15 protein-coding genes are annotated in these 15,778 nt (G+C 66.2%); 13 read left to right on the top strand and 2 right to left on the bottom strand.

Annotated features, from left to right (window positions below; translation table 11 throughout):
• Positions 1-18: 18 nt before the first annotated feature.
• The 6 genes from KJ554_05275 (at position 19) to KJ554_05250 (ending at position 5,214) form a co-directional block, all read left to right on the top strand.
• Positions 19-852 (top strand): NAD+ synthase, encoded by an 834-nt coding sequence (locus KJ554_05275; GenBank protein ID MBU0741748.1) that lies wholly within the window; start codon positions 19-21, stop codon positions 850-852.
• Complete coding sequence (rsmI, locus tag KJ554_05270) at positions 849-1,571, top strand: 16S rRNA (cytidine(1402)-2'-O)-methyltransferase (GenBank protein MBU0741747.1); 723 nt, start codon at positions 849-851, stop codon at positions 1,569-1,571. Before KJ554_05275 ends, rsmI begins: the two co-directional genes overlap by 4 nt.
• Positions 1,572-1,573: 2 nt before the next feature.
• A complete protein-coding gene (locus KJ554_05265; GenBank protein MBU0741746.1) occupies positions 1,574-2,212 on the top strand; it encodes a CDP-alcohol phosphatidyltransferase family protein in 639 nt (212 codons plus the stop codon).
• Entirely contained in the window at positions 2,205-2,855 is a 651-nt protein-coding gene (tmk, locus tag KJ554_05260; GenBank protein MBU0741745.1) for a dTMP kinase, read from the top strand. The genes KJ554_05265 and tmk overlap by 8 nt, the downstream gene beginning before the upstream one ends.
• 57 nt (positions 2,856-2,912) lie before the next feature.
• On the top strand, positions 2,913-4,625 hold the full coding sequence (locus KJ554_05255; protein MBU0741744.1) for a S41 family peptidase: 1,713 nt from the start codon (positions 2,913-2,915) through the stop codon (positions 4,623-4,625).
• A 217-nt stretch (positions 4,626-4,842) separates the two neighbouring features.
• On the top strand, positions 4,843-5,214 hold the full coding sequence (locus tag KJ554_05250) for a hypothetical protein (protein MBU0741743.1): 372 nt from the start codon (positions 4,843-4,845) through the stop codon (positions 5,212-5,214).
• 193 nt (positions 5,215-5,407) lie between these two features.
• Here KJ554_05250 and KJ554_05245 read toward each other — a convergent pair whose 3' ends face one another.
• Positions 5,408-6,604 carry an aminotransferase class I/II-fold pyridoxal phosphate-dependent enzyme gene (locus KJ554_05245; GenBank protein MBU0741742.1) on the bottom strand — a complete coding sequence of 399 codons (1,197 nt, stop codon included), beginning with the start codon at positions 6,602-6,604 and terminating at the stop codon, positions 5,408-5,410.
• 142 nt (positions 6,605-6,746) lie between these two features.
• Here KJ554_05245 and KJ554_05240 point away from each other — a divergent pair, with 142 nt between their 5' ends.
• The 7 genes from KJ554_05240 (at position 6,747) to KJ554_05210 (ending at position 14,837) form a co-directional block, all read left to right on the top strand.
• On the top strand, positions 6,747-7,721 hold the full coding sequence (locus tag KJ554_05240) for an ABC transporter ATP-binding protein (GenBank protein MBU0741741.1): 975 nt from the start codon (positions 6,747-6,749) through the stop codon (positions 7,719-7,721).
• A 1-nt stretch (position 7,722) separates the two neighbouring features.
• On the top strand, positions 7,723-8,577 hold the full coding sequence (locus KJ554_05235) for a hypothetical protein (protein MBU0741740.1): 855 nt from the start codon (positions 7,723-7,725) through the stop codon (positions 8,575-8,577).
• A complete protein-coding gene (locus tag KJ554_05230) occupies positions 8,574-9,521 on the top strand; it encodes an ABC transporter ATP-binding protein (protein MBU0741739.1) in 948 nt (315 codons plus the stop codon). The genes KJ554_05235 and KJ554_05230 overlap by 4 nt, the downstream gene beginning before the upstream one ends.
• 1 nt (position 9,522) lies before the next feature.
• Positions 9,523-10,374, top strand: a complete 852-nt coding sequence (locus KJ554_05225; protein MBU0741738.1) for an ABC transporter permease — start codon at positions 9,523-9,525, stop codon at positions 10,372-10,374.
• 158 nt (positions 10,375-10,532) lie between these two features.
• Positions 10,533-12,041 (top strand): insulinase family protein, encoded by a 1,509-nt coding sequence (locus KJ554_05220; GenBank protein ID MBU0741737.1) that lies wholly within the window; start codon positions 10,533-10,535, stop codon positions 12,039-12,041.
• A gap of 37 nt (positions 12,042-12,078) precedes the next feature.
• Positions 12,079-14,220, top strand: coding sequence for an insulinase family protein (locus KJ554_05215; GenBank protein MBU0741736.1), 2,142 nt, complete (start codon positions 12,079-12,081; stop codon positions 14,218-14,220).
• Positions 14,221-14,570: 350 nt separating this feature from the next.
• Positions 14,571-14,837, top strand: a complete 267-nt coding sequence (locus KJ554_05210) for a hypothetical protein (GenBank protein ID MBU0741735.1) — start codon at positions 14,571-14,573, stop codon at positions 14,835-14,837.
• Here KJ554_05210 and KJ554_05205 read toward each other — a convergent pair.
• Positions 14,820-15,778, bottom strand: a 959-nt coding sequence (locus KJ554_05205; protein ID MBU0741734.1) for a hypothetical protein, incomplete at its 5' end; no start/stop codon positions are given. The two genes, KJ554_05210 and KJ554_05205, sit on opposite strands and share 18 nt — an antisense overlap.

Here is a 15,778-nt window from a genome sequence, read left to right as displayed (position 1 = left end):
CACGGGCGAGGAGAGGACATGAAAGACGCACGCGACTGGGATTGGCTGATACCCGCCCCCGCAGCGACAGCCCTCGCCAGCGGCTTTATCGCCGAAACCGTCGCCGCCGCCGGCGCCGCCGGCGTGGTGATCGGTCTCTCCGGGGGCATTGATTCGGCCGTGGCGGCGGCGCTGGCGAAGGAGGGCCTCGGCGCAGACCGCGTGCGGGGGGCCGCCCTGCCATACCGTGCCAGCCATCCGGATTCCCTGGCCGACGCCGAGGCCGTCGCCGCGTGCCTGGACATCGCCCTGGAACGCCGCGACATCACCGCCATGGCCGACGCCTTCATGGCCGAGATACCGGCGGACGCCCGGGTGCGGCGCGGCAACGTCATGGCCCGCTGCCGCATGATCGTGATGTACGACATCTCGGCCCGCGACGGGACGCTGGTGCTCGGCACCGGCAACCGCACCGAGACCCTGCTGGGCTACGCCACCCTCTTCGGCGACGCCGCCTTCTCGCTCAACCCGCTGGGGGACCTCTACAAGGCCGAGGTGCGGTCGCTGGCGCGGCACTTCGGCCTGCCGCGGACGATCCTGGAAAAGGCGCCCAGCGCGGATCTTTGGGCCGGCCAGACCGACGAGGACGAGCTGGGCTTCACGTACGAGGAGGCCGACCGCCTCTTGCACGCCATGGTCGACGACGGCCTGGGGGACAGGCAGCTTGCAGCCCTCGGCTTCCGTCCCGATCTCGTGACGGCGGTCCGTGCGCGCGTGCGTGCCCAGGCCTTCAAGTGGCTGCCGGTGCCCACCGCCCGCTTTCCGGGACGGCCCATGCCCGACCTGTCCGGAAAAGGCGGGAGCCGGTCATGACGTCGCCGACGCTGCCCGAGCTGGACTTTCCCGCGGGAACCTGTTTCTTCGTATGTACGCCGATCGGGAATCTGGACGACATGGCACCGCGAGGCCTGGCCGCACTCGCCGCCGCGGACGTGGTCTACGCCGAGGATACGCGGCGCACGCGGCGCCTGCTGTCGCGGTACGGCGTGCATGCCCGGCTCGAGGCCTACCACGACCACAACAAGGACCGGCAGGCGCCCCGCATCGTCGAGCGCCTGCACCGGGGTGAACGCGTGGCGGTGGTCAGCGACGCCGGCATGCCGGCCATCGCCGATCCGGGCTATGTGCTCCTGCAGGCGTTGCGGCGCGAAGGCCTGCCCTGGTCGGTTGTTCCGGGGCCGTCGAGCATACTCGCGGCGTTGGTCCTGGCCGGTTTCCCGACGGACCGGTTCCTGTTCGTCGGCTATCCGCCCCGCCGCGCGGGTCGGCTGCGCACGTTCCTCGGCGAGGTGCTGGCGGAGCGCGGTACGGTTGTGATGCTCGAATCGGTTCATCGCGTCGGCAAGACGCTTGTGGCCCTGCGCGAACTGGCCCCCGGGCGCGAACTGGCGGTGGTGCGCGAGATGACCAAGCTGCACGAGGAAACCCTGCGCGGCACGGCCGACGTACTGCTGGAGGAGATGGTGGGTCCCCGCCTCAAGGGCGAGCTGGTGCTGGTCCTGCGGGGCAACGAGAATCCGGAAGGAGCTTGACCATGGATCGCAAGGCGTTGAGAGAATGGGCGCAGCAGCGGGTTCGTCCCCTGGTCCTGGCGCTGGACCGTCTGGGCCTCACGCCCAATGCGGTGTCGCTGCTGGGCCTGCTGATCAGCATCGTCGCCGGCTGGATCGCCGCCAGGGGGGGGCTCTTCCTCGGCGCGCTGGTCCTGCTCGTGGGATCGGTCTTCGACATGCTGGACGGCAATCTGGCCCGGCTCCAGGGCAAGGTGTCGCGCCAGGGGGCGTTTCTCGATTCCAACTTCGATCGGCTCGCCGAAGCCGCGGTCTTCACGGGCCTGGCGTGGTACTACATGGACGCGCTGACCTGGCCCGATCACGGCGCGGTCGTGCTCGTCATGTTGACGCTGATCGGTTCGTTGACCACCAGCTACGCACGGGCGCGCGCCGAGGGTCTCGGCACGACCTGCTTCGGCGGCTGGCTGCAGCGTCCGGAGCGCATGGCGCTGCTGATCGCCGGCATGCTGCTCGGGCGCCACGTCCTGAAGATGGTGCTTCTGCTGCTGGCGATCGTGACGATCCTGACCACCGTGCAGCGCATCGCTTCTACGTCCCGCAAGCTGCGGCAGGAGGAGGACGCCGTGCTCGTCGCCGGTCCGGACCAGGGCGATGAGTGATCGACGGCGCAACGGTCTGCTGGTCACCTTCGAGGGGCCAGAAGGCAGCGGCAAGTCGACGCTCGTCGGGGGATTGGCCGAACTGCTCTCGGCGCGCTGCGGGGCTCCCCTGCTGCTGCGCGAGCCGGGCGGTACGCCGGTCGGCGAACGCATCCGCGAGATCCTGCTCGATCCCGCCCTGCGCGAGCTGCGGCCCGAGACCGAGCTGTTGCTGATGGTCGCCAGCCGCGCCCAGCTCGTGTGCGAAGCTATCCTGCCGGCCCTGTCGTCGGGCCGGATCGTGCTCTGCGACCGCTATGCGGACGCCTCGGTGGCCTACCAGGGGGCCGGACGCGGACTGGGCGAGGATCGCGTCGGCGTCCTGAACGACTTCGCCGTGGGAGAGGCCGTCCCGGACCTGACCCTGCTCTGCCTCCTGCCGCCGGAGGCGGGCCGGTCGCGTACGGCCGGTCGCGCCCTGGACCGTCTCGAAAGGGAGGACGCCGCCTTCCACGACCGGGTGTACGCGTCCTACCGCGCCATGGTCGATGCTGGCGATCCGCGTTTCCAGGCCGTCGACGCCACCCGGAGCCCTGAAGAGATGATGGAACAAGCCGTGTCCATTCTGCGTTCTCTGGAACACGATTTGCTGAAGGATCTCTGATCCGCTTATCATGTGGCTGAGACCGCGATGCCCCCACCAACGGGAGATACTGACAACATGAACGCCGCCAAGAGGTTTCGCTTCCTGCCGCCCCGCCGTTCACTCCTGACGCTGGTCCTTGCGGCGCTGGTGCTGGTTGCGTGTTGGCACGGCACCGTGCACGCGAAGGAAGCGGGCAAAGGTACCGATCGCCAGCAGTTCCTGGACGGCCTGAAGATTCTCGGCAGCGTCTACGAGCGTGTCTTCTACAACTACGTCGAGGACGTGGATGCCTACGAACTCCTCGAGGCCGGCATCGACGGCATGCTCGATTTCCTGGACGAGCATACCCAGTACCTGCCGCCCAGCTACTACGAGGATCTGATGATGTCCACCGAGGGCGAGTTCGGCGGCCTGGGCATCACCATCAACATCCGCGACCACTACCCGACCGTGGTCTCGCCCATCGAGGGCACGCCAGCCTTCCTGATGGGCATCCAGGGCGGCGACAAGATCATCGAGATCGAAGGGGAGTCGACCCTGGACTTCACCAGCAACGACGCGGTCGGTCTGCTGCGCGGCGAGCCCGGCACCCAGGTCACGATCACCATCCAGCGGGAGGGCCGCGACGAGCCCTTCCCCCTGACCATCACCCGCGACATCATCCAGGTGGACAGCGTTCCCTACGCCTTCATGATCGACGACATCGGCTACATACGGGTGGCGAACTTCTCCCGTACGACCACCGATGAACTGGTCGCGAAGCTGGCCGAGCTGGAAGCCCAGGGCGCGCGCGGCCTGATCCTGGATCTGCGCTGGAACCCGGGCGGCCTGCTCGAGGCGGCCAACGGCGTGAGCGAGCTGTTCCTGGACGAAGGGGATCTCATCGTCTACACCAAGGGGCGCTTGCGCAACCAGAACCGGAGCTACTACGCCGAGGGCAAGGCCGCGCCGCGCAAGACCGGCTTGCCCAGCATCATCATGGTCAACGGATCCTCCGCCTCGGCCAGCGAGATCGTCGCCGCGGCCGTCCAGGACCACGACATGGGCATGGTGGTGGGCAAGACCACCTTCGGCAAGGGCACCGTGCAGACGGTCTTCCCCCTGAGCGACGACCGCGCCCTGAAGCTGACCACGGCCAAGTACTACACGCCCTCCGGCCGCTCCATCCACAAGGACCGGCACGTGGACGACAGCGATCTCGACCTGACCGTGGCGCCGGATGGGGCGCAGGGGGACGGGGCGGAGGTCGAGAAAGACGTCCCGCGCGACGAGAAGGAGAAGTTCAGCACCGACGCCGGTCGCATCGTCTACGGCGGCGGCGGGATCACCCCCGACATGGAGATCGAGCAGCCCTTCCTCTCCGATTTCGAGGTGGCCCTCGAGCGTGACGGGGCCCTGTTCAGCTTCGCCACCACCTGGTCGGCCCACCACGAGGTTCCCCGGGACATCGTTGTCGGCGACGAGATGTTCCAGTCTTTCTCCGAGCACCTCGCCACACGCGAGAAGATCGACGAGTACCTGGGAGTCTACGACCTGGCCCGCTCCGATTCGCTGCTGGTCGCCAACGGCGATTACATCCGAAAGGGCATCAGGCGAGAGCTCATGCGCCGCAACTATGGTCCCCAGGCCGCCTATCAGGTGGCCATCGAGGATGACGTCCAGCTGCTTGAGACACTGGATATCTTCAAGCGCGCCCGCACCACCGAGGATCTGCTCGCGATCGCCGCCGAATGGGAGGCCGAGCGGGTCGCGCGCAGCGAGACGGAGGTCGAGACGGCGGTTCAATAGCCTCGAACAAGCCTGCACGGAGACACGCACCCCTCACCGCGCTCATGCGCAAGCGAAATCGCTCGGTGAGGGGTGCGTGTCTCCGTGCAGGCTCGGTGGTCTTGGGCTGCCGTCTCGACCTCCGTTCCGGTGCGGGCTGGGTGCTCGCATGTCTGGTAGGGTGGCGGGCGCATTGGGCTCGGTGATGGACGGAGAGTCGTATGGACGAGGGGGCGGCATGAGTCGGATGAAGTCGGCGATCGTCATCGTGCCGCTGTGCTGGGCGGCTTGCCTGTGGTCCGGGTCGCTGCTGCACGGTCTGGATATCTTCGATAGGCATCGGGGGGCGCATATCTTCGTTGTCGCCGGCCTGTTGGGCGGCATCCTAACCGTCGGCGTCTTCCGGCTGCGGCCCTCACGGTACTATCTGCTCGTGCTGGGCACGCTGGTGCTGCAGCTGGTCTATGTGGGATCCTGGACGTTCCGATGGATCCTGCGCGACGTGGTCTTCATCCATGCACTGGGCCTCGCCGTCTGCCTCGGCGCTGGTATGAATGGGCGCTTGTCGCGTCTCGCCTTCGGCAAGTTCGTGCTCTGGGCGCCGAACTGACCACCCTGCTGGAAGCCAAGCTGACCCGTTCGGCCGCTCCGTCCCCCCTGGAACCCTGATCGTCATCCCGATCCCGATCAGCCCAAGAGCCGCATCTGAAAGGAGTGGACGAGGCCGCACACCCCCCTGCTGGCGATTTCGCAAAGCGCATGAGTCCAGCAGGGGGGTGTGCGGCCTCGTCCACGGCCAGGCTTCAAATGCGACTCATGGCCTGATCGAGATCGTCCATGATGTCCTCAGGGTCTTCCAGACCGACCGAGAGCCGGATCATGGCGGGATCGATACCGACCTTCCGCAGATCCTTCTCGGAATACGTCGAGTGCGTCATGGTGGCGGGATGCTCGATCAGGGTGTCCACGTCGCCAAGGCTCACCGCCAGGGTGCAGAGCTCAACGTTGTCCATGACGACCTTGCCGGCGTCGCGCCCGCCGCGGACCTCGAAGGTTATCAGTCCGCCGTAGCCGTCCTGCTGGCGCTTGGCCAGTTCGTGCTGCGGGTGATTCTCCAGGCCGGGGTAGTTGACCTTGGCCACCCTGGGATGTCCCGCCAACCACCGGGCCAACGCCATGGCGTTCTCGCAGTGCTTGCGCACGCGGATGGGGAGGGTCTTGAGGCCGCGGATCAGCAACCAGGAATTGAAGGGGCTGATACAGCCGCCCACGTCGCGCAACGTCTCGAAACGGGCGCGGGTGATGAACTCCTTGGAACCGGCCAGGAGACCCGCGATCGCGTCGCCGTGACCGCCGATGTATTTGGTGCCGCTGTGCAGGATGATGTCGGCGCCCATTCCCAGCGGCCTCTGCAGCACCGGCGTGCAGAGGGTATTGTCCACCAGCAGGGGGATGCCGCGGGCGTGGGCGATCTCGGCCACGGCGGGAATGTCGGTCAGCACCAGGGTGGGATTGGCGGGCGTCTCCACGTAGATCAGCTTGGTCTTGTCGGTGATGGCGACCTCGAAATTGCCCGGATCGGTGGCGTTGACCTCGGTGACATTGATGCCCAAACGCGGCAGTGTATGCGAGAAGAGCTGGTGGGTGCCGCCGTACAGGGTGTCGCCGGATACGATATGTTCGCCGGACTCGCAGAGGGTCAGGACCGCCGTGGTGGCCGCCGCCATGCCGCTGGCCGTCGCCAGAGCCGCGGCAGAGCCCTCGAGCGCCGCAATGCGCTGTTCCAGCGCTTCCTGGGTGGGATTGCCCAGACGGGTGTAGAGAAAACCGTCATCCTCGCCGGCGAAGACGGCCGCGCCGTGGTCGGCGTTGTCGAAGGCGAAGGTGGATGTCTGCATGATGGGGATCGAGACCGGACGGGCCGTCCGCCATCTGCCGTCCGACTGGTGGCCGTGACCGTGGACGCATCGCGTGCTGAATCCGAAGGGCTTCTTCGCCATTGTCTCCCACCTCGTGTCCTGATCCGCAGGGAACGTTCTTGCAATTCCCTGCGGCTCTGTAACAATGGGCTTCCCGTGCCGTAGGAGCAGCCTGATCGATTCGGCGAACCGGCGGACAAGTGATCGAAATCCGGACTCCATGATGCCGACTGAACAAGACAAAGTCAACCGGGCCGACGCGGGCGCCATCGAGGTCGTCGGCCTGACGTTCGCCTACGGACGCGCCCCCGTCTTGCGCGACGTCACGTTCGTCCTGGAGAAGCGCGCTATCGGCCTGCTGGGGCCGAACGGGTCCGGCAAGACCACGCTCTTGCGGGCCCTCCTCGGGCATCTGAAGGTGACTCGAGGCAGCGTGAGGGTGCTGGGCAGCGACATGGCCGTCGACGCCAGCGCCGCCCGCCGTCGTCTCGGCTGGATGCCCGAGCGCGGAGGCATCCTGCCGGCCATGAGCGGCGTGGGCATGGTGGCCTACCTGGGCGAACTCTCGGGCATGCCGCCGACCGACGCCTTGCAGCGCTCCCACGAGGTCCTGAATTACGTGGGCCTGGCCGACGAGCGATACCGCAAGGCCGACACCTACAGCCAGGGTATGCGCCAGCGTTTGAAGCTCGCTCAGGCCCTGGTGCACGATCCCGAATGGCTGCTGCTTGACGAACCCACCAGCGGTCTCGATCCCAGCGGCCGCGTGAACCTGCTGGAGCTGGTCCGCGACCTGGCCCGCGCCAAGGGATTCGGCGTGATCCTCTCGACCCACCTGCTGGCCGACGTGCGCGCCGTATGCGAGGAGATCCTCGTACTGCGCGACGGCGTGCTGCTGGATCACGGCCGCGTGCAGGTGGAATCCAAGGGCGACCGGGAGGCGTTCATCGTGGAGGGTTTCGGGGACGAGCAGGCATTCGCGGACCGGCTCGCCGGCGCCGGGGCGCGCGTGGAACGGCGGGAGCGTCTGTGGGAGGTGACCCTGCCCCGGGCCTCCGGCGCCAGGCGGATCCTGGAGGCGGCGGCGGACTGCGAGTTCGCCCTGCGGCGCCTCGAGATCAAGACCGAGACCCTCGAGGATCTGTTCTTCAGGCTCGTGGACGATGGCGCGGCCGCAGCCGCCGGGAAGGAGGCGTGACATGCCCGTCTACGAACGCGGTTACCGTCACTGGGAACATTCCGGCCGGCGCGCCGCCCCCGCGTGGTGGGTGATCGCCAGACGCGGCATCGCCGAGCCCGTCAAAAGCCGTCGGCTGCTCTTCCTGCTGGTGGTGGCCTGGGTGCCGGCGATCGTCAAGGGCGGCATCCTCTACTTCACCTTCAAGATGGGCGAGCTCACCCGCCTGCTGGGCGGCGCCTGGACGGACATCACCGCCGCCGGTTTCCACGCCTTCCTCAAGTGGCAGTCGCCCTTCGTGCTGATCGTCCTGGCCATCATCGGCGCGAACCTGATCACCAAGGACCGGCGCGAGAACGGTCTGGCGCTCTACTTCTCGCGCCCGCTCGGCCTGCGCGACTACGTGGCGGGCAAGGGCGCGATCATCATGACCTACTACTTCGCGGTGACGCTCTTTCCCATCTGCGCGCTCTGCATCTTCGGCTACCTGGTGACCAACGGCGCCACCGGGATGGAGATGCTCCTGGAGATCCCCTTGCGCGCCAGCGCCTACTGTCTGCTGGCGGGAGCCGCCTACGCCCTGGTCCTGCTGGCAATTTCGGCGTTGATGACCCGGACCGCCTTCTCGGTCACGTGGTGGGTCCTGCTGGTCGCCGGCACCGACGCCCTGGCGGAGATCAACGTCCTGTTCGACGCGCGGTTGGCGATCATGAGTTTCCCGGGACAGTTCCTCAATGCCGGCACGATCTTCTTCGGCGCCCCGCGACACCTCGAGAGTGTCGCGCCCGCCGTCAGTCTGGCGCTGGTCGTCCTCTATGCGGCGGCGGGCTGGTCGATCCTGCGTAGCCGTATCCGGCCGGTGGAGGTGGTATCTTGAGCGGTTTCGCAGCCGACCGGCACTCACCGGTGCTGCACGCCGAGCGGGTCAGCAAGTGGTTCGGCGAGGTGATCGCCGTCAACGACTGCACCCTCTCCCTGGGCGCCGGCGTCACCGGTCTGCTGGGACTCAACGGCGCCGGCAAGACCACCCTGTTCAAGCTCATGTCGGGTCTGATCGTGCCCAGCCAGGGAGAGGTGATGATCCGCGGCAACCGTCTGCGCCGCGAGGTCGGCCTGTTCAGGCGCGTGGGCTTCTGCCCGGAGAGCGACGCGCTCTTCGACTGGTTGACCGGACGCGAATTCCTGTCGCTGATGATCCGGTTGATGGGCTACGACACCGCCGAGGTCGTCCGCCGCACAGGAGACGCGCTCGTGCTCGTGCATTTGACCGATGCCGCCGATACGCGAATCGGCGCCTACTCCAAGGGCATGCGCCAGAAGATCAAGATGGCGCAGGCCCTGGCCCACGATCCCGAGATCATCTTCCTGGACGAGCCCCTGAACGGCATGGACCCCGTATCGCGTCGCGAGATCGTGGCCCTGGTCAAGCGTCTCGGCGGCGAGGGACGCTGCGTGGTCGTCTCGAGCCATATCCTGCCCGAGATCGAGACCATGACACGGTCGATCGCCCTGATCCACCACGGCAAGCTCATGGCAGAGGGCGACATCACCGAGATCAGGGACGCCATCGAGGACCGTCCCACCATCGTGGCCTTCACCAGTCCCGATCCGCGGCGCCTGTCCTCGTTCCTGGCAGGCCAGGAGCTGGTGATCGGCGTGGAGTTGGACGAGTTCGGGCGGGTCGTGGTGCGCACCGATCATGCCGTGAGCTTCTACCGCGAGCTGCCCGGCTGGCTGCTGGCGGAGGATCTGCCGGTGGACGAGTTCCAGACCCTGGACGACAACCTGCAGGCCGTCTTCGACTACCTGGTGGGAGGTTGAGATGACGACGGAAAGCGCACCCGCCGTCCCCGCCGGAACCGATCGTCCCCTGTCGATCTGGATCTCGGCCTTCTGGATCGCCTTCTTCTCCTTCCGCGAGATGCTGCGGCGGCGCCGCATACTCTCGGTGGGACTGCTCATGCTGTTGCCGGTGGTGCTCGTGATCGCCTGGCGTCTGCTCGACAAGAACGGCATCATCGGGCCGGACCTGTTGCTGGCCAACCTGAGCGGCATGGTCTACGTCCATTTCATGGTCGCCGTGGTCTCGCTGGCCTTCGGCCTTTCGGCCATCGGCGAGAGCGCCGACGAAGGCACCATCATCTACTACTGGACCCGTCCCCTGCTCCGCGAAGCCATCTACATCGGCCGGCTGATCGCCGCCCAGACGGTCTCCGCGGTGCTCGTCTCGGGATCGCTGGTGGTCTGCTTCATGGTCATGACCGTCGGCAACACCGGCATCGTGTCCTGGGACTTCCTGAAGCTCTACGCCGGCGCCTGCGTGGTGATCGTGTGCGGCGCCTGCGTCTACACGGCCGTCTTCGCCTGCGTCGGCACCTGGCTGAAGAAGCCGCTGTTGCCGGCCATCCTGTTCGCTTTCGGCTGGGAGTCGATCGGCGGCAACGCGCCGTTGCGCCTGCAGGAGATGACGGTCGTCTTCCACCTGCGCAACCTGCTGCACAACGCGGCGCCGGATTCCCAGAGCATGCCAAACCTGTTGCAGGGACTGAAGATGATGTTCCTGAACGAGGTCCCCCCGGCTTCCTGGCAATCGTTGCTGGTGCTCGCGCTGGTGATCCTGGCCAGCATCGTTCTGGGTTGCTGGCTGTTGCGGCGCAAGGAACTGTTCCGTTGACCTGTTTGACACATTCGAGCGTAGATGTTAGCGTGCCGGATCGGGTCCCGTACCACCCAGATCAGCAACGCGGTTCGTTCAGGTTCCGGCCCCGGCCGGAACGTGTGGCGGTCGCTTTCTGCGCCCCGCGGCGCGGAAGGCCAACAGATGGAGGCATCATGCCCGCTTTTCCCAAGAAACTGGTTTCAGGCCTGACGGGGGTCGTGCTGCTGCTGGCGGCCGGCGCAGCCGTCGGCAGCCCCCAGGATCTCCAGGACCAGGTCCAGGAGTTCACCCTCGACAACGGCATCCACTTCATCGTGCTCGAGCGGCACGACGTGCCCGTCTTTTCCTTCAACACCTACATGAACGTCGGCAGCTCCGACGAGTTGACCGGGCACACGGGCATGGCCCACATCCTCGAGCACATGGCCTTCAAGGGCACATCTGAGATCGGCACCACCGACATCAAGAAGGAGCTCAAGGCCATGCAGGCCGAAGACAAGGCCTTCGCCGCGCTGCTGAAGGAGCGCAACAGGGGCGACCGGGCCGATCCCGACAAGCTGGCCGAGCTGCAGTCCGCCTTCGACGCCGCCGTGAAGGCCGCCCTCGAGTTCGTGACCCCCAACGAGTTCGGCGAGATCGTCGAGAACAACGGCGGGCGCGGCATGAACGCCGGCACCTGGACCGACGACACCAACTACTTCTACAGCTTCCCGAGCAACCGGCTGGAGCTGTGGGCCTATCTCGAGGGCACGCGCATGGCCGACCCCGTGCTGCGCCAGTTCTACACCGAGAAGCACGGCCCGGTGCTCGAGGAACGCCGCATGCGCACGGACAACAGTCCCTTCGGCATGCTCATGGAGCAGTTCCAGAACCTGGCCTTCATGGCGCATCCCTACCACCACTCGACCATCGGCTGGATGAGCGATATCCAGAACGCCACGCGCGCCGACTGCCAGGCCTTCTACGACAAGCACTACGTGGGCAAGAACATGACCGTGGCCATCGTGGGCGATGTCGACTTCGCCGAGGTCAAGAAGCTGGCCACGAAGTACTTCGCCGGCGTCTCCGCCGCCGAGCCCCCCGTGATGGACACCTTCGAGCCCGAGCAGAAGGGCGAGCGCCGCATCGTCATCGAGGACGAGGCCCAGCCCTTCTACATGTGCGGCTTCCACATCGGCAACTACGACGAGCCAGACTACGCCGTGTACGAGGCCATCGCCGACATCATCGGCCAGGGCCGCACCAGCCGTCTCTACGGGCGCCTGGTGAAGCGGGACAAGATCGCGGCCCAGGTCGTCTCTTTCGCCGGTTTCCCCTCGAACAAGTACCCGACCTTGCTGGCCTTCCTGGGCATACCGGCCAAGGACGTGACGGCCCTCGAGATCGAGGGGGCCATTTTCGAGGAGATCCAGAAACTGGTCGACGAGGGTGTGACCGAGGAGGAGCTGGCGGGCGTGAAGCGCCGCGCCAAGGCCAACTACGTGCGGTCGCTGCAGGGCAACCTGGGCCTCGCGCGCCAGCTTGCGGCGTACCAGGGTCTCAACGGCGACTGGCGCGAGATGTTCACGCAGCTCGACGACATCGAGGCCGTCACGGTGGAAGACGTCCAGCGCGTGGCCAAGGAGATCTTCGTGCCCAACAATCGCACCGTGGCCTACATCGAGACGGTCGAGGCCGAGTAGAAACCGCCGCGCCGCGCGCGGAAAGAAAGGATAGACCATGAAGCGATTCCTACTGAAGACGACGGCGCTGCTGCTGCTGGCGCTGGTGGTCGTAGCAGCGGCGGCCCCCGAGGCGGCGGCCGCCAAGAAAACCTGGGAGAAGTTCAAGTATCCCGATCTGGGCGAGATCAGTATGCCCGAATACGAGCGGATCGAGCTGGACAACGGCATGATCCTGTATCTGGCCGTCGACCGCGAACTTCCGCTGGTCCAGCTCTCGGCCACCATCCAGGCGGGCAGCATCTACGAGCCGGCCCATCTCACCGGTCTGGCCTCGATCACCGGCGACGTGCTGCGCACCGGCGGCACCGCCAAATGGACGGGCGACGAGATCGACGAGATGGTCGAAAACATGGGCGCCTCGGTCGAGACCTGGGTGGGCTCCGCCACTGGCGGGGCCTACCTGTCGGCCCTGACCGAGGACGCCGACAAGGCGCTCGAGATCCTCGGCCAGATCCTCATGCACCCGGTCTTCGACGAGGACAAGATCACCCTCGCCAAGACCCAGGCGAAGGCCGGCATCTCCCGCCGCAACGACGAGCCCATGAGCATTGCCATGCGCGAGTTCACGAAGGTCATCTTCGGTGCGGACCACCCGCTGGCCCGCGTGGAGGAATACGACACCATCGGCAGCATCACCCGTGATGACCTGCTCGCCTTCCACGACATGTTCTTCCACCCCGACCGCATGTACCTGGTCGTGATCGGCGATTTCGACACCGCGGACATGATCGCCAAGATCGAGGCGACCTTCGCCGGCTGGGAGAAGGCTGCGGCGCCCCTGCCCCCCGATCCGGACATCCCCAACTTCCCGCGCACGGTCAACGTGGCGGCCAAGGAGGACCTGACCCAGTCCATGGTCCTGATGGGCCACAAGGGCATCCGCAACGATCACCAGAACTACGCGGCCATCCAGGTCGCCAACAAGATCCTCGGCGGCGGCTTCTCGTCGCGGCTGTTCAACGAGGTGCGCAGCAAGCGCGGGCTGGCCTATTCCACGGGCAGCCAGGCCGGCACCGGCTGGCGCTTCCCCGGTACCTTCGTGGCGTTCTCAGGCACCAAGTGCGAGACCACCGAGGAGGCGCTGGACGTCATGCTCGAGCAGATCGAGCGCATGACCACAGAGGCCGTCTCCCAGAAGGAGCTGCAGGACGCCATCGACGGCATCATGAACAGCGACGTCTTCAACTACGACACCAAGCGCGAGGTCCTGGACCGTGCGGTGATCTTCGAGATGTACGGTTATCCGCTCGACTTCCTGACCACCTACCGCGACAACGTCCTGGCCCTGACGCCCGAAACCGTGCTCGCCGCCTGCCAGGACGTCTGGAAGCCGGGCCAGCTCTCCCTGCTCGTGGTCGGCAACCCGGAACTCTTCGACGGCGACCTGAGCAAGTACGGACTCGTGAACGATGTCGACATCACCATCCCCGAGCCGAAGCTGACCCTGGATGTCCCGGCGGCGACCGAGGAGACGCTCGCCGCGGGGCAGGCCCTGATGGCCAAGGCCGCCACGGCCATCGGCGGCAAGCAGCTCGCCACCCTCAAGGGCTTCATGAGCGAGTTGTCGTTGGACCTGGAGATCCAGGGCATGCCGCTGACCTTCGGCATCGAGCAGACCATCGTCTACCCGGACAAGCTCAAGACCATCCAGAAGACCCCCTTCGGCGAGATGGCCCAGTGTCTGGACGGCGATACGGCCTGGGCGCGGGGCCCCATGGGCGTGCAGGATCTGCCCGCGGAACAGCTGGGGGACATGAAGCAGGAGATCACCGGCTCCACCATGACCCTGTTGCGCGATCACGGCCAGCGGGCCTGCCAGGCCCTCGCACAGGAAGAGCTGGACGGCGTGATCTGCGACCGCGTCTACGTCACCAAGGAAGACGGCGACTTCACCCTGTTCTACCTCGACGCCGCCACGGGCCTGATCGTCATGGAGCAGGGCAAGGGGCAGGATCCGATGTCCGGGAGTCCCGTCCAGGAGAAGATCATGTACGCGGACTACAAGGACTACGGTGGTTTCAAGCGTCCGTCGACCCTCACCATCCTCCACGACGGTGAGCACTTCGCGGCCGGCGTGCTGAAGAAGTTCGAAGCGAATCCGAAAATCGCCGACGGTTACTTCACGAAGCCGGAATAGCCGCTTTTTACGTGTCAAAACGACGGGCTCCGGATCTCTCCGGAGCCCGTTCCCTTGAGGGAGTCCACGAACCCCGCCCCGCACGGGGTCGAGAAAAGAAGCCGCTTCCATGGTCACCCGAGTTCCCCAGGTAGCGCGAGGCCTTACCGAATCCCGAGACGTCACCAAAGGCTGCAGCTTCTTCGTAGATAGTATTATATCATAAATGCGATTTGATTGTCATCAAAGATAATCATAATGCAATATATCCGTCGCGGAATAGTGGCGTGTCGTCACTTGATGTCATGCAACCTCGTGGAGGCGTGATGCGTATGTCAGGAGGATTTGGCCTGGAAGAGGGAGGAGTTCCGATGTTCATCGAATTGATCATAGGTCTGCTGGCCCTGCTGGTGGTCCTCAGCGTGGGCCTGTTCCTCCTGAAGGTCGTCTTCGCACTGGTGCTGCTGCCCTTCAAGCTGCTCTTCCTCCTCACCAAGGGGCTCTTGGCGCTGGTGATCGGCATTCCTTTGCTGATCATCGTGGCCGTGTTGTTGACCACGGCCCTGCCGTTGCTGCTGGTGGTGGTGGCATTGCCGCTCTGCATACTGGGCGGTCTCGTTCTATCGGTCGTTTCCTGAGCCACCGGCGGTCGGGTCCTGGCGGATGATCGGGGCCCGTGCCATTTCGGGTATCGAAGCGCGAATCTCCCTCTCGACCGCGGATCTTTCCGGTAACCATACACCTGCGCGATTCCCGTACCAGAGCAGTGCGGCGCTATCGGTGAAGAGAGGCCCGGGCGGGATCTTCTCCAGGTTCTCCAGTGCCGCGGGCAAGGTCGATGCCGATCGGGCGGCTTCATCCCTCGCCCGTTCCCAGCCCGGCATGCGGGCCGGCAGGAACCAGATGCAGGCGGCCGTCAGGGCCACTAGCAAGGCGATGCGCCTCGTCCGTCCGCCGCGGCCGGGCAGGCGTGCGGCCAGTTCCCCGGACACCGCCGACCACATCTCGAGCGTCAGGACGGGCAGGACGACGGCCATGTAGCGCAGGGTGTAGGAAATGGGCGCATATGCCAGGGTCATTGCCGCGAGGCTGACACCAAGCACGGGCAAGGGATCGCTGAAACGACGCGTCCGCCTGAACCTCACGGCCGCGGCGAGGCAGCCGCAAACCCACAGCACCACGGGCAGCCAGCCGTCGAGTCGCGTCAGGTAATAACGGAGACCGGCCAGGGTCTTGCGGGCGATCAGCGCCGGATCGTGGCTCAACGTGTGCCAGATGGACTGCGGATCCAGGGATGCGTAGATGGAGTATCCCGGCCACGCCGGCGTCTCCTTGAGATGCTCGGCGTAGGCCTGCAGCGTGAAGAAGGGGTTGCCGCTCAAGGCGGCGTTGCGGATCCACCAGGGCGCCAGCACGGCCGCCCAGCACAGGGCCGCGACGAGCAGCTGCCGGCGCCCGCGCAGACGTCCCGGCCAGATCATCCAGAGCCAGGGCAGCCAGAACAGATCGGCCCGCAGGAGCGCGATCGCGCCGGCCAGCAGCCCGTTTGCGGCGGCCGCGCGCGCGGCCGGCGTCCCGG

The sequence above is a fragment of the bacterium genome, assembly GCA_018814885.1.
Classification (GTDB): domain Bacteria; phylum Krumholzibacteriota; class Krumholzibacteriia; order LZORAL124-64-63; family LZORAL124-64-63; genus JAHIYU01.
This window is presented reverse-complemented; position numbering and strand designations above follow the sequence as displayed.